The following is a 25,244-nucleotide window of genomic DNA, read 5'->3' as shown; positions in this document are numbered from 1 at the left end:
GGGGCTTTTTTACTGCGGCCCTGGTATCAGGCCACGATCAGGCGTTCATCAGAACACGTTGATCGGGTAGTCGACGAACACACGCAGTTCGTTGCCGCTGCTGTTGTAGGCGCTGGATTTCTGCGACACGCGCAGGATCGAGCTGCGTACACGCACGCTCAGGTCTTTGGCCGGACCGGCCTGGACCACGTACTTGAACTGGTTGAAGATTTCGCGCTCGGTACCACCGGTGCTGTCGGCGGTGGTGATGTTGTCGCCACGCACGTAAGCCAGGTTGTAGCTCAGGCCAGGCACGCCGAACGAACCGAAGTCCAGGCCGTAGCCCAACTGCCAGCTGCGCTCGTCTTCAGCGTTGAAGTCGGACCAGTAGGAGTTGGCCAGAAAGATGGTGTTGCCACCGTCGCCAATGTAGTTCTGGCCTTTCTGGTAACCGCCGTAGGCGTAGCCCAGGTGGCTGTCGCCGGTGCTGCGCTGGTGCGCCACGGTGAAGGAGTGCGGGCCAGTGGCGAAGGTCGCTGCCAGGCTCCAGATCTTGTTGTCCTGGCCGCCGGCGCGCGTCTTCGGCAAACGACTTGTCCAGCTTGGTGCGGTAGCCGTTGAAGTCCAGGGTCAGGGACTGATCGGTGGCCAGCGGGAACACGTAGTTCAGGTTCACGTACTGCTTCTTCAGCACGTCTTCGACGTCGGAAGCGTACAGCGCGCCTTTGAACTGTTCGGTGAACTGGTAGCTGCCGCCCAATACGTTGATGGACTTCAGGCCACCGCTGTCACGGCCTTCAGCGCTCTTGCGCGATTCGGCAGTGAAGCGACCGGCGTTCAGTACCAAGCCGTCGATTTCTTTGGAGGTGATCAGGGTGCCGGTGTAGCTTTCTGGCAGCAGGCGCGAACTGTCGTAGTTCAGCACCGGCAGCTCAGGCATCTGGTCGCCGTAGGCCAGCACGGTGTTGGACACGCGGAATTTCACTGCAGCGCCAGCCTTGGCCAGGTCGCCCGCAGGGGACTTGTTGCCGCCTTCGCTGGGTTTGAAGAAGTCGATACCGGCGCCGCCAGCGTGGCTGCCGCGGTCCAGGCGCAGGCCGTACAGGCCGAAGGCGTCAACGCCCACGCCAACGGTGCCTTGGGTGAAGCCCGAGGAGAACGTGCCGATGGCCGCTTGGCCCCATTCACGTTGGTCATCATTGCCGTCTTTCTTGTCACGGTTGATGTAGGCATTGCGCAGCAGCACTTTCAGGCTGCTGTCTTCTACAAAACCCTTGGACTCAGCTTGGTCGTTAGCCATGGCTTGAGTAGCGCTCAGAATCCCCAGTGCGATCAGACCGATCCGCTTGTTCAACATTTTGTTTTCCTTATTACGGGTTGATGGCGCGCTGTGTACCCGGACAGAAATGGCGTTTGGACGCTCTTGTTCCTGCTCAAAAAACAAAAAGGCCCGCCCGCGAATCATCGCGGCGGGCCTTTTATTATTCTGATATATGGCTCTTGGCCACAGGCGTTGGCGCGAATCCTATCCGCGCCCTGAACCCTGTGTCAATTTCGTGAATCGTCTTTGAATAGGTGAAAATATTCTAAGAATTCACCGATCGGCCATGGCCAGTTGCACGGTATGGCTGTCCACAAACTGCTCAAAATGAGTAACTTTGCCATCCTTGAGTGTCCATAAATGGGCCACTCGGGCGTTCATTGGCCGCCCCGTCGCCTTGAACACGCCGCTGTAATTGCCATAGGCGAATACCTTGTCGCCCTGGGCCACATAACTCTCCACGTTGAAGGCAAACCCCTCCCAATCACTGGCCAGGCGTTTGAAAACATTTTCCACAATGGCGTCGAAGCCGACGTAGGTGCCCGCCAGTGGGAACCCCGCGGCTTCGGTCCAGCGCGCATCCGGTGCCAGGGCCGCAGCGGTGTTCTTGGCGTTTTCCTGGGAGTTGGCACCTTCGTAGGTGCTTTTGATCAAGGCCAGGTTATCCATGGGTCACTCCTTCTTCGTTGGGTAGGGTTATTACGCGCAACCGTCCAAGCCACAGGCCGGGGATTGGGAGGACACCTGGCTCGGTGTCGAGCCGATCGCCCCCTGCAACCAGGCGGCAAACTCATCGGGTTTGCCCAGCCAGGGGCTGATATCAAGCACCTGGCGCTGCCCGTCTCGCTCCAGGACCAGGGTCGGGAAACCCTGGCCACCAACACGGGCCAACAACTGCCGACTGGCCTTGATATGGCCCTCCAGCTCATGGGCCAGGGCGTGCTCGAATGCGACGCTGAAGGGCTCGGCAGGCAACCCCAGGGCCACGGCCAACTCCAGCAGCACGTCGTGGTCGGCAATGCGGCGGCCTTCCTGATAGTGGGCCGTCTGCAAACGCCCGAGCAGCTCGAGCCCGCGCCCCGCCAAGGCCTCGGCGGCGAGCACCGCAGCAATAGGCGGCGCAGAATCGAACACGGCCGTGTGGTCCCGTAGCAGCCCTTCAAAGTACGCCTCGCCGAAAGGCTGGCCGCTGTACTCGGCAATCCGCCGGTCGTGGGGCATCACGTAGTCACGCAACTGCGGCGACACCGGCTGGCGGTTGGCCCCGGTCATCATGCCGCCCCCGTGGGCAATCACTGGCAACACCGCCTGCGCCGCCTGCACCAGCGGCTTGGCGCCGTAGCACCAACCGCACAATGGGTCGTAGATGTAATGAAGGGTGGCAGCAGACATGGCGCGCTCCGGCAACGTCAGGACAAGGGAATGGGTCGCAGCCTAGACCCCGGGCACGCCGGAAAAAACCCCGGCGCCGGGTTCAGTGTGTTTCAAGAACCGGTCGAATGCCTCGGTCCGGCTTCGTATCGACAATGACACTGAACCGACACAAACAAGAAACAAATTGAAACAATCGTCCCGGGGAACTTCTTAATACGACACTCACATCAGCAAATGCAACGCATTATCATTAACGCTTCGAATCACCCTGCCCTTCGGATGCGTTCCACATGCCAACCCACTTGCGCCTCACGCCCCTGACCCTGGGGCTCAGCGCCCTGTTGTCCGCCACTTGCAGTTACGCCGCGCCCACCACCTTGCCAGCGACCGCCATCAGCGCCGAAACCGACGCCGATGATCCACGGGTCAAGGACACCGCAACCGCCACCCGCACCGCCACCCCGGTGCGCTATGTGCCCCAGGCCATCGACTCGGTGAAGACCGCCAATGTCATGGACTACGGCACCAACGACCTGGGCACCGCGCTGAGCGGCATTCCCAACGTCAGCAGCGGCGCCGATACACGCTTCGACAGCGTGCGCATTCGTGGTTTCGAAGCGGGCAACGACTTCTACCTGGACGGCATTCGTGACGACAGCCAGTACGTGCGTGACCTGCACAACATCGAGCGGGTGGAAGTGCTCAAAGGCCCGGCAGCCGTGTTGTATGGCCGTGGCAGCCAGGGCGGGATCGTCAATCGGGTGAGCAAGCTGCCGCAGTTCGGCCGCCGCTCCAGCATCGAGGCCCAGGGCGGCAGCGATGACCGCCGCAGCCTGTACGCCGACCTGTCCACCGACGTCTCCGAAGACCTCAGCCTGCGCCTGAACATGGGCAACCAGGACTACAACAGCTTCCGCGACGACGTCAGCGGTAACCGCAAGCTGTTCGCCCCCTCCATGAGCTGGCAACTGACCCCGGACCTGAACTGGCTGGTGCAGTACGAATACAGCCGTTTCGATCGCACGCCGGACCGCGGTATTCCCGGAGTACGCCGCGCTGGCGAGAAGACCGGACGCCCGGCGGACGTCGGCAATGACACCACCTACGGCGACAAACGTGACTACATCGATGACACATCGCAGTCACTGCGCTCGAAACTCAGCTATGAACTCAGCGACAACTGGCAATTGCGCCATACCCTGGGTCTGTTCAAGCTCGATAGCGACTTCGACAATACCTACGCCATTGGCTACAACGCGAACACCCAGAGAGTCCTCCGTCAGCGCTGGCAGCAAGACCTCACCACCCGTAATCTGAACAACAACTTCGAGGTCGAAGGCTCCTTCCAAACCTTCGGTCTAGAGCATCGCTTGTTGACCGGCTTAGAACTGAGTAGTCAGCGTCGCGATCCAAAACTGTACACAGCAGCCACCGTCGCCAACGGCGGCCAATTGGTACCCTCCCTGGACCCGTTCAATCCAGACCGTAGCCAAAGCCATACGGGGAAAATGGTGGTATCCAGTGACAACCACACGGAAGTTGAAGGTCGTGCGTTCTACGTTCAAGACCAATTGCATCTCAATGACCAATGGCAAGTATTGGCAGGTTTGCGTTACGACAACTTCAACGTGGAGAGCACTAGTAAGGTGTTCAACCGCACCGATGATCGCGACAGCCACAGCACCAGCCCGCGCCTGGGCGTTATCTGGACGCCCCTGGAACACCACTCGTTCTACGCCTCGTGGAGCAAGTCCTTCTCTCCAGTTGGCGGTGGTTTGATCGGCATCACCCCAAACGCCTCGGGCAACGGCAACGACCTGAGCCCGGAGCGCACCCGGCAAAAGGAAATCGGGGTGAAAAGCGACTGGTTGGATGAGCGCCTGAGCACCACCCTAGCGGTTTATGAGCTGGAGCTTTACAACCGCAGAACGCGCTCGCCGGAAAACCTGGACATCTGGTACATGAGCGGACTGCAACGCTCGCGTGGTATGGAGTTCACCACCACCGGCAAGCTGGGCGGCAACTGGTACGTGCGCGGCGGCTTTGGCCTGCAGGACGCCACCGTCGTGAAAGACGACAACGGCTTCGAAGGCAAACGTGTCAACGACGTAGCCAAGCGCAACGGCAGCCTGTTTATCACCTGGAAACCCGAGATGGGCTGGTACGCCGAGACCGGCGTGACCCTGGTGGGCGATCGTTTTGCCGACCCGGCCAACACCATCGTGCTCCCCGGTTACGGCCGCTGGGACGCCCTGGCCGGCTTCCGCCACAAGGACTGGGATGTACGCGCGGCGCTGAACAACATCGCCGACCGTGATTACTACTCCTCGGCCACCAGTGCCTTCCAGATCCAACCGGGCGAGCCGCGCAACCTGGTGGTCACCGGCACCTACAGCTTCTAAACACCCTGCCCTTTGGCGGGCACTGGCGGTCGCACGATCGCCAGCGCCAGCCCTCCCCACTCCAGGCATAAAAAAAGCGCTGCCTTCACGGCAGCGCTTTGCTGATTGCGTGTTGTTGTCAGCCTGCCATGACATCCCACAATGCCTGCAGCTCAGCCTCGCTGAGCAAGCCTTCCGGGTAGCGCTCAGTCATCAGCCGACGCGGATCGGCGTCCCTGATCTGACGCGTTCCGTTGGACTTCAACCATTGCACCAATGTCTGTAAAGACTCGTTATTCATTGCCAAGGGATGCGATGCCCGCTCGCTGACCATATTCATTGCAGCGCTCTCTCCGGGTTTGTGAGCGGCCTAACTTATCCAAGGTTTATGACAGAACATCGCAGTTCTACCGGTCTCAGAGTCACGTCAGGAGAGATACAAGAGCTGTGCCAATGTGTCTGGAAGGCCGACATACGGCCATGAAAAAGCCCGCAACCCTTAAGGATTGCGGGCTCCACGGCAGTTATCAGCTGGAATGCCATCAGACAAAAAGCGGTTAACGGCAACCGGCTGTTACAACTGCACTCAACCTGGGTGCGGTGCCGGCTGTTGTTGGGTAAGGCAATGGATATTCCCGCCCCCCAGTAACAGTTCACGACCCGGCACCATCACCACCTCATGCTGGGGGAACAGGCCCTGGAGGATTTCCTTGGCCTGGGCATCCAGTGGGTCGTCGAAGCTCGGCGCGATGATCCCGCCATTGACGATCAGGAAGTTCACGTAGGAACCGGCCAGGCGTACCGACGGGTTACGCTCCTGGGTGCCATCCACCGGGTCGACACCGGCACATTCCTCTTCAGTGGCGTACAACGGCCCCGGAATCGGCATCTTGTGCACCTTGATAGTGCGACCCTTGGCGTCGCGGCTGCTTTCCAGCACCTTCAACGCTGCCTGACAACGCGGGTAGTTCGGGTCTTGCGGGTCGTCGGTCCAGGCCAGCAACACTTCACCGGGGCGCACGTAGCAGCAGAAGTTATCCACATGGCCGTCGGTTTCGTCGTTGTACAGGCCGTCCGGCAGCCAGATGATGCTGTCCACCGCCAACTGCTCGCGCAGCACCGTTTCGATCTCGGCGCGCTTGAGGTGCGGGTTGCGGTTGCGGTTGAGCAGGCATTCCTCGGTGGTGATCAGGGTGCCTTCGCCGTCCACGTGGATCGAACCGCCCTCGAGCACGAAACCTTCGGTGCGGTACTCCTGGCAACGCTCGATCTGCAGGATCTTGCCGGCCACCTGCTCATCGCGGTTCCACGGCGAATACAGGCCGCCGTCGAAACCGCCCCAGGCGTTGAAGCCCCAGTGCACGCCCCGGACTTCGCCCTGGTCATTGATGACAAAGGTCGGCCCGGTGTCCCGCACCCAGGCGTCATCGCTGGACATTTCCACCACGCGGATATTCGGCGCATCAAGGCGCGCCCGGGCGTTTTCGTACTGGGCGGCGGACACCGCCACGGTCACTGGTTCAAAGCGCGCAATGGCCTTGGCCACCGCCACATGGGCGGCCTGGGCCGGCTTGCCGCCCAGGCGCCAGTTGTCCGGACGCTCGGGCCAGACCATCCAGGCCTGGGTTTGGGGCGCCCACTCGGCAGGCATGTAGAAGCCATCGGCGCGGGGGGTGCTGTGCAGGGTCGTCATTCAGGACTCCAGGGAACCGTCGAGGGTTTTGATCGCGCCGTAGAGGTTCGGGCGGCGGTCGCGGAACGACCCCCAGGCGCTGCGAATATGCTCCAGTTCGTCGAGGTCGAAGCTGTGCACAAGAATACCTTCTTCGCTTTGGTTGAGCTCTTGAACCTTCTCGCCAAACGCGTTGGCAATAAAGGACGAGCCGTAGAAGGTGATGTCGTAGCCGTCCTGCTCTTCGTGGCCGATGCGGTTGCTGGCAATCAGCGGCATCAGGTTGGCACCGGCGTGGCCTTGCTGCACACGCTGCCAGTGGTCCCGGGAAGAGATGCTGGCGTCGTGGGGCTCACTGCCGATGGCGGTGGGGTAGAACAGAATCTCGGCGCCCAGCAAGGCCATGCTGCGGGCGCACTCGGGGAACCACTGGTCCCAGCAGATACCCACGCCGATCTTGGCGTAGCGGGTGTTCCAGACCTTGAAGCCGGTGTCGCCCGGATTGAAGTAATACTTCTCGTGATAGCCGGGGCCATCCGGGATATGGCTTTTCCGATAAATCCCGAGGTTGCTGCCGTCGGCATCGATGATCGCGATGCTGTTGAAGCGGGCACGTCCGGCCAGCTCGAAGAAGCTGATGGGCAACACCACTTGCAGTTCCCGGGCGACGTTCTGGAAGTGCTTGATGGCCACGTTGTCTTCCACCGAGGAAGCCAATTGCAGGTAGTCCGCATTGGGCTTCTGGCAGAAGTACGGCGTCTCGAACAGCTCCTGGATCAGAATGATCTGCGCGCCTTTGGCGGCGGCTTCACGGACCAGCTTTTCAGCGGTCTCGATATTGGCCTCAAGGTCCCAGGAACAGGCCATCTGGGTGGCGGCGACGGTAACGATACGGCTCATGGAACAACTCCCGGGCGATGAGAAGCGGTCGATGACAACGGATAGGGAAAGGGTCGAGCACGGTGGCGCCGTGCCCGACTAGGCTCACTTTATATCCGATAAATATCGACTTTAGAAGCTTATAGATTTACCAAAATGAAAAAATACCTCTTAAATACCGATAACAATCGATTTATTGGCGAGCGCAATCGCCGGCAAGCCGGCTCCTACAGGGGGGTTATAGGTCTTCGGCTAGCACCTTCGAGAGCATGTCGACGAAGAAGTCCACGCTCTGCCGGCTGGTGACCATGGGCGGCTTGATCTTCAGGATGTTGAGGAAGTCACCCGTGGGCTGCATGAAAATCCCCAGGTCCCGCAGGCGATCACAGAGCAGGGTGGTCTCTTCGGTGGCCGGCTCCAGGGTCTCGCGGTTACGGATCAACTCCAGCCCCAAATAGAAACCCGAGCCGTGCACCGCCCCCACCAGCGGGTGAATATCCATCAGGGCTTGCAGGCGCTCTTTGAAGTAACCGCCGACAACCTGGGCGTTCTCCCAGAGTTTTTCCTCTTCCATCACATCCAGCACCGCCATGCCGATGCGGCAACTGACCGGGCTGCCACCCGATGAGGAGAAGAAATACCCCTCGGCCTCCAGGGCTTCGGCAATTTCCCGGCGAGTGATCACCGCCCCCAGCGGCTGGCCGTTGCCCATGCCCTTGGCCATGGTGATGATGTCCGGCACCACGCCCTGCTCTTCAAAGCCCCAGAAGAAATGGCCCATGCGCCCATACCCCACCTGCACTTCGTCGGCGATGCACACCCCGCCTCGCTCGCGCACCAGGCTGTAGACCTGTTGCAGGTAACCGGGCGGCAGGGAAATCCCCCCCGCGTTGCCGTACACCGGCTCGCAGATGAAACCCGCCAGTTGGCGCTGCTGTTGCGCCAGCTTGGCCAGGTGATGCTCGACACTGCGCACATAGTCCGGCGCGCTGTCCGGGCCGCGAAATTCGCCACGGTAGGTGTTAGGCGCAGTCACCGGGTGCACCCAGTCCGGACGGCTGCTCAGGGCCTGGGGGTTATCGGCGATCGAGGTGGACACTGCATCCGCCGCCACCGACCAGCCGTGGTAGGCCTCCAGCACACTAAGCATGTCGCGCCCGCCGCTGTAGGCCCAGGCCAGGCGGATCGCCAAGTCGTTGGCCTCGGTGCCGCTGTTGACCAGGAACACCCGGTCCATGGAGTCCGGGGCCAGGGCCAGCAGGCGCTCGGAAAACTCGGCAATCGCCGCGTAGTGAAAGCGCGAATTGGTGTTGAGCAGGGACCATTGGCGACTGGCCTCGGCCGCCATACGCGGATGACCGTGGCCCAGCACCGCCACGTTGTTGAGCATGTCCAGGTAGGAACGACCCTGCATGTCGATCAGGTGGTTGCGCCAGCCGCGCTCGATGCGCGGCGGGTCGACGTAATAGTGCTTCTGCGAACGGGCGAAGCTGGCGTCACGCCGTTCCAGCAGTTGCTGCGGGTCCAGTTCCGGCTCAGCATCACAGGCCAACCCCAGCAGCGCCGCCGGGGAAGGACACAGGGCCTGCCAGGCCGGCGCCCGGGAAGGCGTACAGAACAAGGGCGGGTCGAGGTGCACGCCGCGGCACAACTGCACGGTCAGCCCTGCCTGCACGTCACCCAGCACCTGGCCCTTGACCAAGGCCGCACCGCCACGCAAGCCGGGCTTGACCCCCCACAGGCGAACGCTCAGTTGCCCGCTGTCCAGGCGCAAGGAACCATCGGCCGCCACGTGCAGCACCCCGGCAAAGGGAGATTCCACCGGCGTGCCCAGGGGCACCTGCAATTGCACATGCAGCGGGCAGGTCTCGGGGTCTTCGGCGCTGTCAGGACGGGTGCGGGACAAACGATACTGAGCGTAACGGCTAGCCGCCAGGCCATGGGTCGCCGCCGCTTCCTGCAACAAACGCTCGTCGATGCCCGGCTGCTCCCAGTTGCCGGCCTCGAAATGCGGGCTGAGCACACCCAGATCGATCAAGGCGAACTCTCGGCCCACCAGGCTCGGCAGCAATGGGGCGAAGCCTTCGCTGGCAATCGCCGGCAGTGCTTGGCCGACGGCGCTGAGGATCGCCGCTTCCATCAACTCGAACGGCAGCGCCGTGGCCACGCGGAAGATCTCCCACTCATGGCTCAGGTTGGCGCGGCTGTAATGGTTGTCGGGGTCGATGCTGACCTGCTGCTCGCCACTGAGCACCAGCACCGCCGCCCGGGCCATGACCAGCGGCCAGAGCGCCAGCAACTCAGCGTGCTGCAACGGGTTGACCTGGTGATACGCCTGGACCGCCGGAAGGATACGCAGCGGGTCGCCGTCACAGTGGTGCAGCAGGGCCGCACAGGTCACCGACAGGTCGGCAATGCGCCAGGTGCGGATCAGGTCGCCGAAATCAATCACCCCCTGCAACTGCCAATGCCGCTGGGCATCGCGCTGCCAGACCACGTTGTCGTCGGTGATGTCCATGTGAATGGCCTGCACCGGCAGTTGCTCAATCAGAGGCTGCAGGCGACGCTCGGCCTGCAAGGCCGCTTCGGCGATCAGTGCACGCTGCCGTTCGTCGGCGATCACCGGGAGCAGATGCTGGATCAGCGGCTGGGCATGGCGTGGGTCCCATTGCAGGGTGCGCGCCAGGCCAGGGTGCTCGAAGTCAGCCAGGGCCAGGTCCATCTCCCCGCACAAGCGCCCCAGGCTGGCCATCAACTGCGGCCCCAGGTGCTTGAGATGGGTCAGGGAGCGGCCCTCTATATAGTCCAGCAGGCGAATGTGCAGGGCCTGGCCGTCGAGGTCCACGGACAACAACTGCTCGCCGTTGCGCGCCTTGATCACCCGGGGCACCGGCAAGGCGCTGCGTGCGCCCAAGTCAGCGAGGGCAGCATGCTGGGCCTCAAGCTCCTGGACCGCGTAATCGCCGCGGCAGATTTTCAGAACAAAACGCCCCTGCGGGCTGTCGACTCGGTAGTTGAGGTCCTGCTGGCTGCCCAGGGAGTGCAAGGTGCCGTGGAGGCCGTAATGGGCCTGCAGCAGGTCCAGCGCCTGCTGCACCGAGACCTGCGGCCCCGGCAGACTGGCGCGGTGAATCAACGTGGCGAGCAACATGCAAGGACTCCCGAATGATGGTCAGGCGCTTATATCGCCACCGCTGAAGGCGATACGCAACCCCCAGGCCACGCTCGTGCGTCGCCTGTACAGCAGCCAAACGGGATAAAACCCGCAACATCACAAGGGCACTAACGCTTGCACCGAGGCGGCTGCACCGACAAGCTATGCTGTTTTCGTTCACGTCAATGATCGTCACCCAGGACAAAGGCCAACCCACATGCGCATTCTCGTTACCGGCGGAGCCGGTTTTATTGGATCGGCGCTGGTCCGCCATTTGATCGAGCACACGGAACACGAAGTGCTTAACCTCGACAAACTGACCTACGCCGGCAACCTCGAATCCCTGAGCAGCATTGCCAGCAACAGTCGCTACGAGTTCGTCCAAGCCGATATCGTTGATCAGCCCACTGTCAGCGCGGTGCTGGCGCGCTTTGCACCCCAGGCAATCATGCATTTGGCCGCCGAGTCCCATGTCGACCGCTCCATCGACGGTCCGTCGGACTTTATCCAGACCAATATCGTCGGCACCTACAGCCTGCTGGAAGCCACTCGCGCCTATTGGCAGACACTGCCCGAGGCGGAAAAAAGCACCTTCCGTTTCCACCATATTTCCACCGACGAGGTGTACGGCGACCTGCACGGTGTGGACGACCTGTTCACCGAAACCACGCCCTACGCCCCCAGTTCGCCCTACTCGGCGAGCAAGGCCGCGTCCGACCACCTGGTCCGCGCCTGGCAGCGCACGTACGGATTACCGGTGCTGATCACCAATTGCTCGAACAACTATGGGCCTTTCCACTTCCCCGAGAAGCTCATCCCCCTGGTGATTCTCAATGCGCTGGCGGGCAAGGCACTGCCGGTGTACGGCAACGGCCTGCAAGTGCGGGACTGGCTGTACGTCGAAGACCATGCTCGGGCCCTGTATCAGGTGGTCACCACCGGCGTGGTCGGTGAGACCTACAACATCGGCGGCCACAATGAGCAGAAAAACATCGACGTAGTGCGCGGTATCTGCGCCCTGCTCGAAGAGCTTGCGCCGCACAAACCGGCTGGCGTCAGCCAGTACGCCGACCTGATCACCTTCGTCCAGGACCGCCCCGGCCACGACCTGCGCTACGCCATCGACGCCGGCAAGATCGAGCGCGAGCTGGGCTGGGTGCCTGAAGAAACCTTTGCCAGCGGCCTGCGCAAGACCGTGCAGTGGTACCTGGACAATCTGGAATGGTGCCGCCGCGTACAGGACGGCAGCTATCAAGGCCAACGACTGGGTTTCAGCGACCCCAAGGATCTGCTCGCATGATGAAAGGAATCGTTCTGGCGGGTGGCTCCGGCACCCGTCTGCACCCCATTACTTTGGGTGTCTCCAAGCAACTGCTGCCGATCTACGACAAACCGATGATCTACTACCCGATCTCGGTGCTGATGCTGGCCGGCATCCAGGACATCCTGATTATCTCCACCCCCCAGGACTTGCCCCAATACCGCAACCTGCTGGGTGACGGCAGCCAGTTCGGGGTGCGCTTCACCTACGCCGAACAGCCCTCGCCGGACGGCCTGGCCCAGGCGTTCCTGATCGGCGAAGCGTTCATCGGCAATGACCCGGTGTGCCTCATCCTCGGGGACAACATTTTCCACGGCCAGCACTTCGGCGAGCAGTTGAAAAAAGCCGCCGAGCGCCCGAGCGGCGCCACGGTGTTTGGCTACTGGGTCAAGGACCCGGAGCGCTTCGGGGTCATCGACTTCGACAGCGACGGCCGGGCCTTGTCGATCGAAGAAAAACCCAAGAAGCCCAAGTCCAGCTACGCCGTCACGGGGCTGTATTTCTACGACAACGATGTGATCGAGATTGCCAAGGCGGTCCAGCCTTCGCCCCGTGGCGAGCTGGAAATCACTGACGTCAACAATGCCTACCTCAAGCGCGGCGACCTGCAGGTCGAGCGTTTTGGTCGCGGCTTCGCCTGGCTCGACACCGGCACCCACGACAGCCTGCTGGAGGCCTCGCAGTACGTGCAGACCATCGAGCATCGCCAGGGTTTGAAGGTCGCCTGCCTGGAAGAAATCGCCTACGAAAACCAGTGGATCAGCCGTGAGCACCTGCTGGAGCGCGCCGCCTACTTCGGCAAGACCGGCTATGGCCAATACCTGTTCACCCTGGCGGGAATCGAACCATGAACGTCACCCCGACCCAACTGCCGGACGTGCTGATCATCGAACCCAAGGTGTTTGGCGACGAGCGGGGCTTTTTCTATGAAAGCTTCAACGCCAAGGCCTTCAACGAGGCCACCGGGCTGGAGACCCAGTTCGTCCAGGACAACCATTCACGCTCACAAAAAGGCGTGCTCCGGGGCCTGCACTACCAGGTGCAGAACACCCAGGGAAAACTGGTCCGGGTGATCGCTGGCGAAGTACTCGACGTGGCGGTGGACATTCGCCGCAGCTCGCCGCACTTCGGCCAATGGGTGGCCGTGCGGCTGTCCGCCGAGAACCACCGCCAGCTCTGGGTGCCCGAAGGCTTCGCCCACGGTTTTGTGGTGCTCAGCGAATCGGCGGAGTTCCTCTACAAGACCACCGACTACTACACGCCGTCGGCCGAGCGCTGCATTCGCTGGGATGACCCGACCCTGGCCATTGATTGGCAGCTCGACGGCAGCCCACAACTGTCCGCCAAGGATCAGGCCGGCAAGACCCTGGCGGAGGCTGACCTGTTCCCATGAGCACTCCCTTGAAAATCCTCATCAGCGGCCAGCAGGGCCAAGTGTCCCGCGAGCTGCAGAAACGCCTCGGCGACCTCGGCGAGCTGGTGGTCCTGGGCCGCGACCGGCTGGACCTCAGCCACCCGGAGCACATCCGCCAGCAAGTGCGGGCGGTGCGCCCCGACCTGATCATCAATGCGGCGGCCCACACCGCTGTGGACCAGGCCGAGAGCGAGCCGGAACTGGCCTTTGCGATCAACGCCACGGCGCCGGGGATTTTCGCCCAGGAAGCCCATGAACTGGGGATTCCACTGATTCACTACTCCACGGACTACGTGTTCGACGGGCGCAAAACCACGCCCTATGTCGAGGACGACGAGCCCAACCCGCTGAGCGTCTATGGCCAGAGCAAGCTGGCCGGGGAGCGAGCCATCAACCTGGTGGCCGGGCAGCACCTGATCCTGCGTACCAGTTGGGTCTACGCCAGCCACGGCAAGAACTTCCTGCTGACCATGCTGCGCCTGCTGCAAGAGAAAGCTGAACTGCGGGTGGTCGCCGACCAGCTCGGCGCACCCACCTGGGCCGGGACGATCGCCAACAGCACCCGTGAACTGATACTGCGCTGGCAAAGCGGCCAGCCCGGCGCCTGGGGCACGTATCACCTGAGCGCCCAAGGCGAAACCTCCTGGTTCGGCTTTGCCCAGGCCATCGGTGCCCACTTGCTGGCCCAGGACAAACCCTGCGCAGTGCTGGAAGCCATCCCGTCCAGTGCCTACCCGACGCCTGCGCCACGGCCGCTGAACTCACGCCTGGATTGCAGCCGCCTGGCCCGTGAATGGGGCGTGAGCCAAGCCGAGTGGCACGGTGCATTACGCGAGTGTCTTGAAGAGCTGGCCTAGGCATAATGCGCCTGTATCCACAGGCGCCCGAGCTCATGACCCCCACCCTTCCCCGTCGCCCCCGCTGGCGCAGCCTGGCCCTTCTGGCCCTGTGCCTGGCGCCGCTGCTCTGGCCCCTGGAGCACCTGGCCGAGCGTTACTACCGCAGCGAACTGGTGGGGCAGAACCGGCAGACCCTGGACCTCTACGTCGCCAACCTGCTGGGCACCCTGCACCGCTATGAAGTGCTGCCGCAAATCCTCGGCGACCTGCCGGCCCTGCGCGCGGTGCTCTCGGTGCCCGATGACGGCATCACCCAAGGCAATGCCAACCGCTTGCTGAAAAACATCAGCGCCCAGACCGGCGCCGAAGTCATGTACCTGATGGACACCGAAGGCAAGACCCTGGCGGCCTCCAACTGGGACAAACACGACAGCTTCGTGGGTCGCAACTTCGCCTTCCGCCCCTATTTCAGCGAGGCCATGGCCGGGCGCCTGGGGCGCTTCTTCGGCCTGGGCACCACCTCGGCCAAACGCGGCTACTTCTTCGCCGCGGCCGTGCGCGACCGGGAAAAAATCATCGGCGTGCTGGTGATCAAGGTCGACCTGGACCACACCGAAAGCCTGTGGGGCCGCACCCCTGAACAGCTGCTGCTGACCGACCACAACGGCGTGGTGATCCTGACCTCGCGCCCGGAATGGCGCTTTCGCTCGACCCGCACCCTGAGCCCCACAGAGAACCAGGCGATCACCGCGATCCAGCCCTACCCGACCCGCGACCCGCGGCCGCTGAACCTCGACCCCGCGGCCTGGCTGACCCAGACCCAGGCCATCGAGGAAACCGGCTGGAACGTCAGCATCCTCGCCCCGCGCACCCTGATCGATCGTCCGGTGCGTACGGTGGTCGCCATTGGCGGCGCCGCCCTGTTGGTGCTGATGCTGTTGCTGGGCTTGATGATGCAACGCCGCCGTCACTACCTGGAGCGCATCGCCTTCGAGGCCAAGGCCCGGCGCGAACTGGAAATGCGCGTGGCTGAACGTACCAGCGACCTGGAAGGCCTCAACCGCCGGCTGAAACAGGAAGTGCTTGAGCGGGAAACCGCCCAGCAGGAACTGGTACGGGCCCAGGACGACCTGGTCCAGGCCGGCAAGCTCTCGGCCCTGGGCACCATGTCGGCGAGCATCAGCCACGAGCTCAACCAACCCTTGGCAGCGATCCGCAGCTACGCGGAAAACGCCGAAGTGCTGCTGGACCACCAGCGCACCGACGACGCCCGGGGCAACCTCAAGCTGATCAGCGAGCTGACCGGGCGCATGGCGTCGATCATCGCCCACCTGCGGGCCTTCGCCCGGCGCGACCGCCACGCCCCGGAAAGCGTGGCCCTGCAACCGGCCCTGGACGATGCCCTGGCCTTGCTGGCCAAGCGTCGGCGGGCCATGGAGGTGGAGCTGATCCGCGACCTGCCGGCCGCCACCCTGTGGGTCGAGGCCGGGGAAACCCGCCTGCGCCAGGTGCTCGGCAACCTGCTGGCCAACGCCCTGGACGCCCTGACCGAAAAAGGCCCGCCGCGCAAACTCTGGCTGAGTGCCGAATCCACTACCACGGGCGTCAACCTGTACATTCGCGACAACGGCCCGGGCTTCTGCCTGGAGGCCCTGGGCCGCGCCGGCGAACCCTTCTACACCACCAAGACCCGAACCCAGGGCCTGGGCCTGGGGTTGGCGATCTGTGACACCTTGATGCGCGCCTTTGGCGGTGAACTGTCGTTCGCCAACCACCGCGAAGGCGGCGCCCTGATCACCCTGCGGCTGCGCGCCGGCGCGCCGGGGGTGAGCCTGCAACCGTCCGAGGACCGAAGCGCATGAGCAACGCCATCGACCACCGCATCCAGGTGGTGCTGATCGACGACGATCCCCACCTGCGTCAGGCCCTGAGCCAGACCCTGGACCTGGCCGGGTTGAAGATCCTCACCCTGGCCGAAGCCCAGGGCCTGGCTGCGCGCCTGGAGCGTGACTGGCCGGGGGTGGTGGTCAGCGACATTCGCATGCCGGGCATGGACGGCCTGGAGTTGCTGGCGCAATTGCACGCCCAGGACCCGGAGCTGCCGGTGCTGCTGATCACCGGCCACGGCGACGTACCCCTGGCGGTGCAAGCAATGCGCGCCGGGGCCTACGACTTCCTGGAGAAACCCTTTGCCAGCGACGCCCTGCTCGACAGCGTGCGCCGGGCCCTGGACTGGCGCCGCCTGGTGCTGGACAACCGCAGCCTGCGCCTGGCCCTGAGCGACCGCCAGCAGCTCAGCGCCCGGCTGGTGGGCCAGTCGGCACCGATGCTGCGCCTGCGGGAGCAGATCGGCGCGCTGGCCGCAACCAAGGCCGACGTGCTGATCCTCGGTGAAACCGGGGCCGGCAAAGAGGTGGTGGCGCGTGCGCTGCACGACCTGTCGAACCGCCGCAACGGCCCCTTCGTGGCGATCAACGCCGGGGCCCTGGCGGAGTCGGTGGTGGAAAGCGAACTGTTCGGCCACGAGCCGGGCGCCTTTACCGGGGCGCAGAAACGCCGCATCGGCAAGTTCGAATTCGCCAACGGCGGCACCCTGTTCCTCGATGAAATCGAAAGCATGAGCCTGGATGTGCAGGTCAAGCTGCTGCGCATGCTCCAGGAGCGAGTAGTGGAACGCCTGGGGGGCAACCAGTTGATCCCCCTGGACATCCGCATCATCGCCGCGACCAAGGAAGACCTGCGCCAGGCCGCCGACCAGGGGCGCTTCCGCGCCGACCTTTACTACCGCCTGAACGTGGCGCCGCTGCGCATTCCGCCATTGCGCGAGCGCGGCGATGACGCGCTGATCCTGTTCCAGCACTTTGCCGACGAAGCCAGCGCGCGCCACGGCCTGCCGCCCCACGAACTGCAACCGGGGCACCGTGCCCTGCTGCTGCGCCACGGCTGGCCGGGCAATGTGCGAGAGTTGCAGAATGCCGCCGAACGCTTCGCCCTGGGCCTGGAACTGGCCTTGGACAACAGCGAGCCCCAAGGCACCGCGACTACTGTAATGCCAGCAATTGAGGGTGGGCTTAGCGAACAGGTGGAACACTTTGAAAAAAACCTGATCGCCGCTGAGCTGGCCCACGGCCACAACTCTGTGCGCAGCCTGGCGCAAGCCTTGGGCGTGCCGCGCAAGACCCTGCACGACAAACTGCGCAAGCACGGTTTGAACTTTGCCGACAGCGGCACCAGCCCTGGCAACGATGACCTGGATTGAAGCGCACCGTCCCTTTCCACCCTTGCCCGAAAGAGGCCCCTGCATGAACCGCGACAGTCGTTACCTGGAATCCGTCCTCCACCACGACATTCCGCTGACGCGGGACATGGGCCTCAAGGTGCTCGACTGGCAAGGGCAGCAACTGCGCCTGCAACTGCCCCTGGACGCCAACGTCAACCACAAGAGCACCATGTTCGGCGGCAGCCTGTACTGCGGCGCGGTGCTGGCGGGCTGGGGCTGGCTGCACCTGCGGCTCAAGGAAGAAGGGATCGAGGACGGGCACATCGTGATCCAAGAGGGGCAGATCAGCTACCCGTTGCCGGTCACCACCGACGGCATCGCGATCTGCGAAGCACCCAGCGCCGCCGTGTGGAAGAAATTCCTGACCACCTACCAGCGCTACGGCCGCGCCCGCCTGACCCTGCAAACCCGGGTCGTCAATGCAGGCAGTGACGAGGCAGCGGTCAGCTTCAGCGGACAATACGTCCTGCACCGCTAACCCGCCGTGTAAGAGCTGGCTTGCCAGCCATCGCATCCTCAAGGTCAGTGCCAAGTTTGAGGACGCCATCGCCGGCAAGCCGGCTACAGAGGGGGCTCATGCGCGGGCCAGTTCCAGCAGCTTGGCGCGCCATGGCGCCTCGGCCGGCAGCGCCAGGAAGAAGCCATTGAGCAACGACTCCCGCGGCGGGTAGCAGAACGCTTCACCCGCCAGGTCCAACACCTCGCCTCCCGCGCCTTCCAGCACGCCCTGGGCCGCAGCGGTATCCCATTGGGATGTGGGGGCCAGGCGCGGGTAGCAATCCGCCGCCCCTTCGGCCAGCAGGCAGAACTTCAGCGAACTGCCGATGTTCGCCAGTTGCAACTCGCCCAGCGCCTCACCCAAGCCATTGAGCAAGCGCTCCTGCTCCGGGCTGGAATGGCGCCGGCTGGCAACCACGGTAAAGGCTTGCCCTGGCGCCAACCGCTCACGCACCTGAATCGGCAACGGCGCCTGATCCTGATCCGCGCGCCAGGCTCCCAGGCCCGCGCCACCGAAGTAGCAGCGGCCATTGGTGGGCATCGACACCACGCCGAACACCACTCGGCCCTGTTCGATCAGGGCGATATTCACAGTGAACTCCTCGCTGCCGGCGATGAACTCCTTGGTGCCATCCAGCGGGTCCACCAGCCACCAGCGTTGCCAACCGGCACGCACAGCCTGGGGGATGTTGGCGTCTTCCTCGGACAGCACCGGAATGCTCGGGTCCAGCGCGGTCAGGCCGGCCAGGATCAGGTGGTGGGCGGCCAGGTCGGCGGCGGTCACCGGCGACTCATCGGCCTTTTGCAGCACTTCCACATCGGCACGCCAGAACGGCAGGATTACCTCGCCGGCGCGTCGGGCCAGCTCAATCACCGGGGCCAACAAGGGATGGGGAAACTGCATCGACGACTCGCTCATGCCTGAAACACTCCACGCTGGATCAGCAGGTCCCGGGCCAGGTACAGCGCCGCCAAGGCACGGCCCTCGGTGAACCTCGGGTTCTGCGCCAGGCCCGCCAGCTCGCGCAGGTTGATCTTGTCGACGCCCATGGGCTCGGGCTCGTCGCCTTCCAGACGCTCTTCGTACAGGTCGCTGGCCAGCACCACCTGGATCTTCTGGCTCATGTAACCCGGCGACAACGACAGCTCGGTCAGGTGCTCCAGTTGCCGGGCGCCATAGCCGGCCTCCTCCTTGAGCTCACGCTCGGCCGCCGCCAGCACGTCCTCCCCCGGCTCGATCAGGCCCTTGGGCAAGGACAGCTCGTAGGCATCGGTGCCGCCGCAATACTCCTCCACCAACACCGCGTGCTCGGCATCGAGCATGGCCACGATCATCACTGCGCCATAACCGGCGCCCTTGCCGACCAAACGCTCATAGGTGCGCTCGACCCCGTTGGAGAAGCGCAACTGCACTTCTTCGACGCAGAACAGGCGGCTGGTGGCGACGATCTCGCGGGCGAGTACGGTGGGTTTCTGGCGCATGGCGGGCTCCTTGGCGATGGCGGGTTACTATACAGGCTGTTTGAAAGCCGCTGCGTTCCCGAAGTGCTGCATGACTTTGCCGAGAGTGGATGGCGGATCACTTTATGCCCGCTGGAGACCTGTTCAATGCCCTCACTGCCCTGGCACGAGATCGACACCGTATTGCTGGATATGGACGGCACCTTGCTCGACCTGCACTACGACAATCACTTCTGGATGGAACACCTGCCCCAGCGCTACGCCGAATTGCACGGGATCAGCCGGGCCATGGCGGAGCTGGAGCTGCAACCGCTGTTCGAACGCAACGCCGGGCAATTGCAGTGGTACTGCCTGGATTTCTGGAGCAGCGAGCTGAAGCTGCCGGTGCGCGAACTGAAGCTGGAAACCGCCCACCTGATCGCCTTGCGCCCGGACGCCGATACCTTTCTGGCGGCGATCAAAAAAGCCGGCAAACGCGTGGTACTGATCACCAATGCCCACCGCGATTCACTGTCGCTGAAGCTGGAACGCATTGAGCTGGCGCCATATTTCGAGCGTTTGATCAGCTCCCACGATTACGGTTTTGCCAAGGAAAGCCCGCAGTTCTGGGATGCCCTGCAAGCCGATATCCAGTTCGACCCGGCCCGCAGCCTGTTTATCGACGACACCTTGCCGATCCTGCGCAGCGCGCGGGATTTCGGGGTCGGTCATCTATTGGCGGTGAGTGAGCCTGACAGCCGCAAAGGGCCGAAGGACACCGCTGAATTCGCAGCCGTGGACGATTATCGTCGCTTGATCGAAGGGCTGTGAAACCCTCGCGAGCCCGCCCGCTGACGCAGGCACCAATGGGCTCGCGAGGGCTTCTCAGGGGTTACTCGGGAATGCGCAGCACCTGCCCCGGATAGATCTTGTCCGGGTGCGACAGCAGCGGCTTGTTGGCCTCGAAAATCTTGTTGTACAGGTTGGCGTTGCCGTAGTGGACCTTGGCAATGGCGCTGAGGGTGTCGCCCTTCTTCACGGTAACGAACACCGCCGCCACCACGACCGGGCCGCTGACCGTGATCTGGTCTTCAACGCTGCTGACCCCGGCGATGTTGCCCACGGCCAGGAGAATTTTCTCTTTCTCTTCCTGGCTCGCCACCTCGCCACTGACGATGACCTTGTCGCCGTCCACCGTCGCCTGGACGTTGGGATTGCCCAGGCCGACCTTGGCAATGTGCTCTTTCAATTGCTCGCTGGCATTGGCGTTGCCAGGGGTCAGCAGATCGATCAGTTTTTCACCGGCTTCCTTCACAAAACTGAAAATACTCATGGTGCGCACTCCTTGGGTTGATAGGTCCAGACGCGAAAGACTAGACCAGAGCAGACACATCGGGTTCCCAGATGACCAATGACCCCACCCCGGGCCAAGCACGTTAGAATCCCAGGCTTCCCGGCGCCCAGGAGCGAAGATGGACATCAAGCAGCTGAAATTCCTCATCGCCCTCGACGAGACCCGCCACTTCGGCCAGGCCGCCGCCCGCTGCCACATCACTCAGCCGACCCTGTCCATGCGCCTGCGCAGCCTGGAAGAAGAACTGGCGCTGCCCCTGGTCAACCGTGGCCAGCGCTTCGAGGGCTTTACCGCCCCCGGCGAACGGGTGCTGGCCTGGGCCCGCACCGTGCTCGCCGCCTATGACGGGCTGCAGGCGGAGGCGGCGGCCTGCCGGGGCAACCTAGTGGGCACGCTGCGCCTGGGGGTGGTGCCGTTGTCGAGTTTTGACCCGCTGCCATTGCTGCAGCGCCTGCATGGCGAGCACCCGAGCTTGCGCTTTGAACTCTCGGCCTTGAGTTCGGAGCAGATTCTCGAACAACTGGCGAGCAACCGGATCGACCTCGGCGTCTCTTATCTGGAGCGCCTGGATAACGAACGCTTCGACTCACTGGCCCTGGGGGAAACCCGCATGGGCCTGCTCTACGACCAGCGCTTTTTCAGCTTTGGCGAGCCACCCCTGAGCTGGGAAGCGCTGATCGAGTTGCCCTTGGGCATGCTCACCAGCGGCATGCACTTTCGCCAGTCCATCGACCACAACTTCCACAGCCGTGGCCTCACCCCGCAACCGCTGCTGCAAACCGATGCCGTTCATCAGTTGGTGCAAATGGTCCACGGCGGCCTGTGTTGCGCGGTAATGCCCCTGGACGGTGGCCTGGACGCGCTGACCGAGCACCTGCGGCTGCAACCCATCGAGCAGGCCACCACCCTCGCCCGGCTGGGCTTGATCATGCGGCGCCACGCACCGCGCTCGGCACTGGCCGAGGCCTGTTTTGCGATTTATCAGGAATCGCTCAGCGCGTCATGATCGACGCCATCTATCAGCAGATCAGTACTAGCAATTAGACGCGACACTTTGTCGCGCTTAGTCTTAGCCCTGAATATTCCGCTGGTAATGCCCCCATGAATGCCAAGCGCCCGGCCCGCGCGGCGCCAGCCTTAGCGACACCCGCGCCCGCCGCCAGTCAGACCTACCGCTACTGCAACCTCGACCACAGCGCTGCCGACAGCACCGCACTGGCCGAAGAGGTGGCCCTGGCCATCGCCTACAACGGCATCAGTCAGGCGGTGATGCTGGTCACGCCGTCAGACCTTGAAGACTTTATCGTCGGCTTCAGCCTGGGCAGCGGCATCATCAGCGACGCCTCGGAAATCTACGACCTGCAACTGACCGGCTCCGGTTCGGCCCAGTACGCCCAGGTGGAAATCGCCAACCGGGCGTTCTGGAACCTCAAGCAGCAGCGCCGCCAGTTGGCCGGCACCAGCGGCTGCGGCCTGTGTGGCGTGGAAGCGGTGGAACAGGCCCTGCCAGACCTCAAGGTGCTGCCCGGCGCGCCCTTGCCGCCGGCGCAATGGCTCGACGGCCTGCGCCAGCGCATCGGCGCCTTCCAACCCCTGGGGCAACACAGTGGCGCGGTGCACGCCGCGGTGTTTATGGACCGCCAGGGCGAATTGCTCTTGGGCCGTGAAGACATCGGCCGGCACAACGCCCTGGACAAGCTGATCGGCGCCCTGATCCGCCAGCAGATCGACAGCACCGGCGGCGTGGCCATCGTCACCAGTCGCTGCAGCCTGGAACTGATCCAGAAAGTCCTGCGCGCCGGCATCCAGACCCTGGTCAGCCTCTCGGCGCCCACCGGCCTGGCAGTGCAATGGGCACGCCGGCACAACCTCAATCTCATTCACCTGCCGCAAAAAAATGCGCCGCGGGTCTATAGCCCCGCGTTGGAGAACCAAGCGTGAGTAACCACAACCAAGCCGACCAGACACCCGTTGCCCGTTACAAGCCCTACAAAGGCGCAGCCGGTGGCTGGGGCGCACTGATCAGCGTGGCCCAGGCCTGGCTGACCAGCGACAACGCCCTGAAGAACCTGCGCATGATGCTCAAGACCAACCAGAACGGCGGCTTCGACTGCCCGGGCTGCGCCTGGGGCGACTCGCCGGAAAGCGGTATGGTCAAGTTCTGCGAAAACGGCGCCAAGGCCGTGAACTGGGAAGCCACCAAGCGCCGGGTGGATGCCAAGTTCTTCGCCAAACACAGCGTCAGTTCGCTGCTGGAACAGAGCGACTACTGGCTGGAGTACCAGGGTCGGCTCACCGAGCCCATGAGCTACGATGCCGAAAGCGACCGCTACACCCCCATCAGTTGGGACGCCGCCTTCGCCCTGATCGGCCAGCACCTCAAGGCGCTGCCAAGCCCGGACATGGCCGAGTTCTACACCTCGGGCCGGGCCAGCAACGAAGCCGCCTACCTGTACCAGCTGTTTGTGCGGGCCTACGGCACCAACAACTTCCCCGACTGCTCGAACATGTGCCACGAAGCCAGCGGCGTGGCCCTGGCGCAAAGCGTCGGCGTGGGCAAAGGCACCGTGACCTTCGACGATTTCGAACACGCGGATGCGATTTTCGTCTGGGGCCAGAACCCCGGCACCAACCACCCGCGCATGCTCGAACCCCTGCGTGAAGCGGTAAAACGTGGCGCCCAGGTGGTGTGCGTCAACCCGCTGAAAGAGCGTGGCCTGGAACGCTTCCAGCATCCCCAGCACCCCCTGGAAATGCTCACCAATGGTGATCGTCCGACCAACACCGCTTACTTCCGCCCGGCCCTGGGCGGTGACATGGCGCTGCTTCGGGGCATGGCCAAGTTTCTGCTGCTGTGGGAACGGGATGCGCAGAAAGCCGGTGCGCCGGCGGTGTTCGACCACGACTTCCTCAATGAACACAGCGCCAACGTCCTCGACTACCTGGCGGCCATCGACGACACCCCCTGGGAGCCGATCGTCGAGCAATCGGGCCTGACCCTGGTGGAGATCGAGCAAGCGGCGCGCATGTACGCCAAGGGCAAGAACGTCATCATGTGCTGGGCCATGGGCATCACCCAGCACCGCCATTCGGTGCCGACCATCCAGGAAATCGCCAACCTGATGCTGCTGCGCGGCAACATCGGCAAACCCGGCGCCGGCCTGTGCCCGGTACGCGGCCACAGCAACGTGCAGGGCGACCGCACCATGGGCATCAACGAACGCCCGCCAGTGGCATTCCTCGACACCCTGGAGCGGCGTTTCCAGTTCAAGGTGCCGCGGACCAACGGCCACAACGTGGTCGAGGCGATCCACGCCATGCTCGAAGGCCGCTCCAAGGTATTTATCGCCCTGGGGGGCAACTTCGCCCAGGCCACCCCCGACAGCACCCGCACCTTCGAGGCCCTGGCCAACTGCGACCTGACGGTGCAGATCAGCACCAAGCTCAACCGCAGCCACCTGGCCCATGGCAAGCAGGCGTTGATCCTGCCGTGCCTGGGGCGTACCGACATCGACGTGCAAGGCCTGGGCCCGCAAGCGGTGACCGTGGAAGACTCCTTCAGCATGGTCCACGCCTCCAATGGCCAACTGCAGCCGCTGTCGTCGCAGATGCGCTCCGAACCGTGGATCCTTGCTGGCATCGCCGCCGCCACCCTGGGCAGCCAGCCGCTGGACTGGAATTGGCTGGTGGCCGACTACGGGCGAATCCGTGACCTGATCGCCGAAACCATTCCGGGCTTCAAGGACTTCAATGAGCGTCTGAAAAACCCGGGCGGTTTCTACCTGGGCAACGCCGCAGGCGTGCGCCAATGGAACACCCCATCCGGGCGCGCCAACTTCCGCGCCAACCAGCTGCCCAAGGACCTGATCCACGAGCGCACCCGCGCCACCGGGCAGCTGCCGGACCTGATCATGCAATCGATGCGTTCCCACGATCAGTACAACACCACCATTTACGGCCTGGATGACCGTTATCGCGGGGTGAAGGGCCAACGCGACGTGTTGTTCGTCAACGAAGCCGACATCATCCGCCTGGGCTTCAAGCCGGGACAGAAGGCCGACATTGTCTCGCTGTGGGATGACGGACGTGAGCGTCGGGTCAAGGGCTTCACCTTGCTGGCCTTTGACATTCCCGCCGGCCAGGCTGCCGCCTACTACCCGGAAGTGAACCCGTTGGTGCCCCTGGAAAGCACCGGCGATGGCAGCCACACGCCGACCTCGAAGTTCGTCGCCATCCGCCTGGAAGCGGCCAGCGAGACCGGCCTGATCATGGCTCGCTCGGCCTGATCCCCGGTTGCCTGTAGGGGCCGGCTTGCCGGTGAAAGACCCACCTCGCGAC

The 25,244-nt window shown here is 63.5% G+C and carries 21 protein-coding genes and 1 pseudogene; 12 read left to right on the top strand and 10 right to left on the bottom strand.

Going from position 1 to position 25,244, the window contains the following annotated elements; all coding sequences use genetic code 11:
• Positions 1-48: 48 nt before the first annotated feature.
• From M1B35_RS20710 to M1B35_RS20700, 3 genes and pseudogenes are all read right to left on the bottom strand, one after another.
• Positions 49-1,336: pseudogene (locus M1B35_RS20710) on the bottom strand (OprD family porin).
• A gap of 237 nt (positions 1,337-1,573) precedes the next feature.
• Positions 1,574-1,969 carry a nuclear transport factor 2 family protein gene (locus tag M1B35_RS20705; protein ID WP_268262916.1) on the bottom strand — a complete coding sequence of 132 codons (396 nt, stop codon included), beginning with the start codon at positions 1,967-1,969 and terminating at the stop codon, positions 1,574-1,576.
• Positions 1,970-1,999: 30 nt separating this feature from the next.
• Positions 2,000-2,692 (bottom strand): DsbA family protein, encoded by a 693-nt coding sequence (locus tag M1B35_RS20700; protein WP_268262915.1) that lies wholly within the window; start codon positions 2,690-2,692, stop codon positions 2,000-2,002.
• A gap of 272 nt (positions 2,693-2,964) precedes the next feature.
• Here M1B35_RS20700 and M1B35_RS20695 point away from each other — a divergent pair, with 272 nt between their 5' ends.
• On the top strand, positions 2,965-5,076 hold the full coding sequence (locus M1B35_RS20695; RefSeq protein WP_268262914.1) for a TonB-dependent receptor: 2,112 nt from the start codon (positions 2,965-2,967) through the stop codon (positions 5,074-5,076).
• Positions 5,077-5,194: 118 nt separating this feature from the next.
• Here the strand turns inward: M1B35_RS20695 and M1B35_RS20690 are convergent, their stop codons facing one another.
• The 4 genes from M1B35_RS20690 to M1B35_RS20675 all read right to left on the bottom strand — a co-directional run bounded on the left by M1B35_RS20690 (position 5,195) and on the right by M1B35_RS20675 (position 10,757).
• Positions 5,195-5,395, bottom strand: a complete 201-nt coding sequence (locus M1B35_RS20690) for a hypothetical protein (protein ID WP_123329106.1) — start codon at positions 5,393-5,395, stop codon at positions 5,195-5,197.
• A 246-nt stretch (positions 5,396-5,641) separates the two neighbouring features.
• On the bottom strand, positions 5,642-6,748 hold the full coding sequence (aguA, locus tag M1B35_RS20685; RefSeq protein WP_123329104.1) for an agmatine deiminase: 1,107 nt from the start codon (positions 6,746-6,748) through the stop codon (positions 5,642-5,644).
• A complete protein-coding gene (aguB, locus tag M1B35_RS20680; RefSeq protein ID WP_268262913.1) occupies positions 6,749-7,627 on the bottom strand; it encodes an N-carbamoylputrescine amidase in 879 nt (292 codons plus the stop codon).
• Between the two features lie 217 nt (positions 7,628-7,844).
• Positions 7,845-10,757: an aminotransferase gene (locus M1B35_RS20675; RefSeq protein ID WP_268262912.1), complete on the bottom strand. Its 2,913-nt coding sequence runs from the start codon at positions 10,755-10,757 to the stop codon at positions 7,845-7,847.
• A 220-nt stretch (positions 10,758-10,977) separates the two neighbouring features.
• Here M1B35_RS20675 and rfbB point away from each other — a divergent pair, with 220 nt between their 5' ends.
• Genes rfbB through M1B35_RS20640 form a run of 7 tightly spaced genes read left to right on the top strand, consistent with a single transcriptional unit; the run spans position 10,978 to position 18,092 of the window.
• Positions 10,978-12,060, top strand: a complete 1,083-nt coding sequence (gene rfbB / locus M1B35_RS20670) for a dTDP-glucose 4,6-dehydratase (RefSeq protein WP_268262911.1) — start codon at positions 10,978-10,980, stop codon at positions 12,058-12,060.
• Entirely contained in the window at positions 12,057-12,932 is an 876-nt protein-coding gene (rfbA, locus tag M1B35_RS20665; RefSeq protein WP_123329096.1) for a glucose-1-phosphate thymidylyltransferase RfbA, read from the top strand. The genes rfbB and rfbA overlap by 4 nt, the downstream gene beginning before the upstream one ends.
• On the top strand, positions 12,929-13,474 hold the full coding sequence (gene rfbC, locus M1B35_RS20660; protein ID WP_268262910.1) for a dTDP-4-dehydrorhamnose 3,5-epimerase: 546 nt from the start codon (positions 12,929-12,931) through the stop codon (positions 13,472-13,474). The genes rfbA and rfbC overlap by 4 nt, the downstream gene beginning before the upstream one ends.
• A complete protein-coding gene (rfbD, locus tag M1B35_RS20655; protein WP_268262909.1) occupies positions 13,471-14,352 on the top strand; it encodes a dTDP-4-dehydrorhamnose reductase in 882 nt (293 codons plus the stop codon). The genes rfbC and rfbD overlap by 4 nt, the downstream gene beginning before the upstream one ends.
• A gap of 35 nt (positions 14,353-14,387) precedes the next feature.
• A complete protein-coding gene (locus M1B35_RS20650) occupies positions 14,388-16,196 on the top strand; it encodes a sensor histidine kinase (RefSeq protein WP_268262908.1) in 1,809 nt (602 codons plus the stop codon).
• On the top strand, positions 16,193-17,593 hold the full coding sequence (locus M1B35_RS20645) for a sigma-54-dependent transcriptional regulator (RefSeq protein WP_123329091.1): 1,401 nt from the start codon (positions 16,193-16,195) through the stop codon (positions 17,591-17,593). Before M1B35_RS20650 ends, M1B35_RS20645 begins: the two co-directional genes overlap by 4 nt.
• A 43-nt stretch (positions 17,594-17,636) precedes the next feature.
• Positions 17,637-18,092: a YiiD C-terminal domain-containing protein gene (locus M1B35_RS20640; RefSeq protein WP_268262907.1), complete on the top strand. Its 456-nt coding sequence runs from the start codon at positions 17,637-17,639 to the stop codon at positions 18,090-18,092.
• Positions 18,093-18,188: 96 nt separating this feature from the next.
• On the opposite strand, the gene cysQ is transcribed toward M1B35_RS20640, so the two are convergent.
• Both cysQ and nudE read right to left on the bottom strand, forming a co-directional pair.
• Entirely contained in the window at positions 18,189-19,016 is an 828-nt protein-coding gene (gene cysQ / locus M1B35_RS20635) for a 3'(2'),5'-bisphosphate nucleotidase CysQ (protein ID WP_268262918.1), read from the bottom strand.
• Between the two features lie 11 nt (positions 19,017-19,027).
• Positions 19,028-19,594, bottom strand: coding sequence for an ADP compounds hydrolase NudE (gene nudE, locus M1B35_RS20630; protein ID WP_123329087.1), 567 nt, complete (start codon positions 19,592-19,594; stop codon positions 19,028-19,030).
• Positions 19,595-19,720: 126 nt separating this feature from the next.
• Here nudE and yrfG point away from each other — a divergent pair, with 126 nt between their 5' ends.
• Positions 19,721-20,383 (top strand): GMP/IMP nucleotidase, encoded by a 663-nt coding sequence (gene yrfG, locus M1B35_RS20625; protein WP_268262906.1) that lies wholly within the window; start codon positions 19,721-19,723, stop codon positions 20,381-20,383.
• A 61-nt stretch (positions 20,384-20,444) separates the two neighbouring features.
• On the opposite strand, the gene lysM is transcribed toward yrfG, so the two are convergent.
• Positions 20,445-20,885 carry a peptidoglycan-binding protein LysM gene (gene lysM, locus M1B35_RS20620; protein WP_123329083.1) on the bottom strand — a complete coding sequence of 147 codons (441 nt, stop codon included), beginning with the start codon at positions 20,883-20,885 and terminating at the stop codon, positions 20,445-20,447.
• Between the two features lie 139 nt (positions 20,886-21,024).
• Between lysM and M1B35_RS20615 the strand changes: the two genes are divergently transcribed.
• The 3 genes from M1B35_RS20615 (at position 21,025) to M1B35_RS20605 (ending at position 25,192) form a co-directional block, all read left to right on the top strand.
• Positions 21,025-21,912, top strand: coding sequence for a LysR family transcriptional regulator (locus tag M1B35_RS20615; RefSeq protein WP_268262905.1), 888 nt, complete (start codon positions 21,025-21,027; stop codon positions 21,910-21,912).
• A 95-nt stretch (positions 21,913-22,007) separates the two neighbouring features.
• Entirely contained in the window at positions 22,008-22,847 is an 840-nt protein-coding gene (fdhD, locus tag M1B35_RS20610) for a formate dehydrogenase accessory sulfurtransferase FdhD (RefSeq protein WP_123329079.1), read from the top strand.
• Entirely contained in the window at positions 22,844-25,192 is a 2,349-nt protein-coding gene (locus M1B35_RS20605) for an FdhF/YdeP family oxidoreductase (RefSeq protein ID WP_268262904.1), read from the top strand. The genes fdhD and M1B35_RS20605 overlap by 4 nt, the downstream gene beginning before the upstream one ends.
• Positions 25,193-25,244: the final 52 nt, after the last annotated feature.

It is taken from the genome of Pseudomonas morbosilactucae, assembly GCF_023241665.1.
Taxonomy (GTDB): domain Bacteria; phylum Pseudomonadota; class Gammaproteobacteria; order Pseudomonadales; family Pseudomonadaceae; genus Aquipseudomonas; species Aquipseudomonas morbosilactucae.
This window is presented reverse-complemented; position numbering and strand designations above follow the sequence as displayed.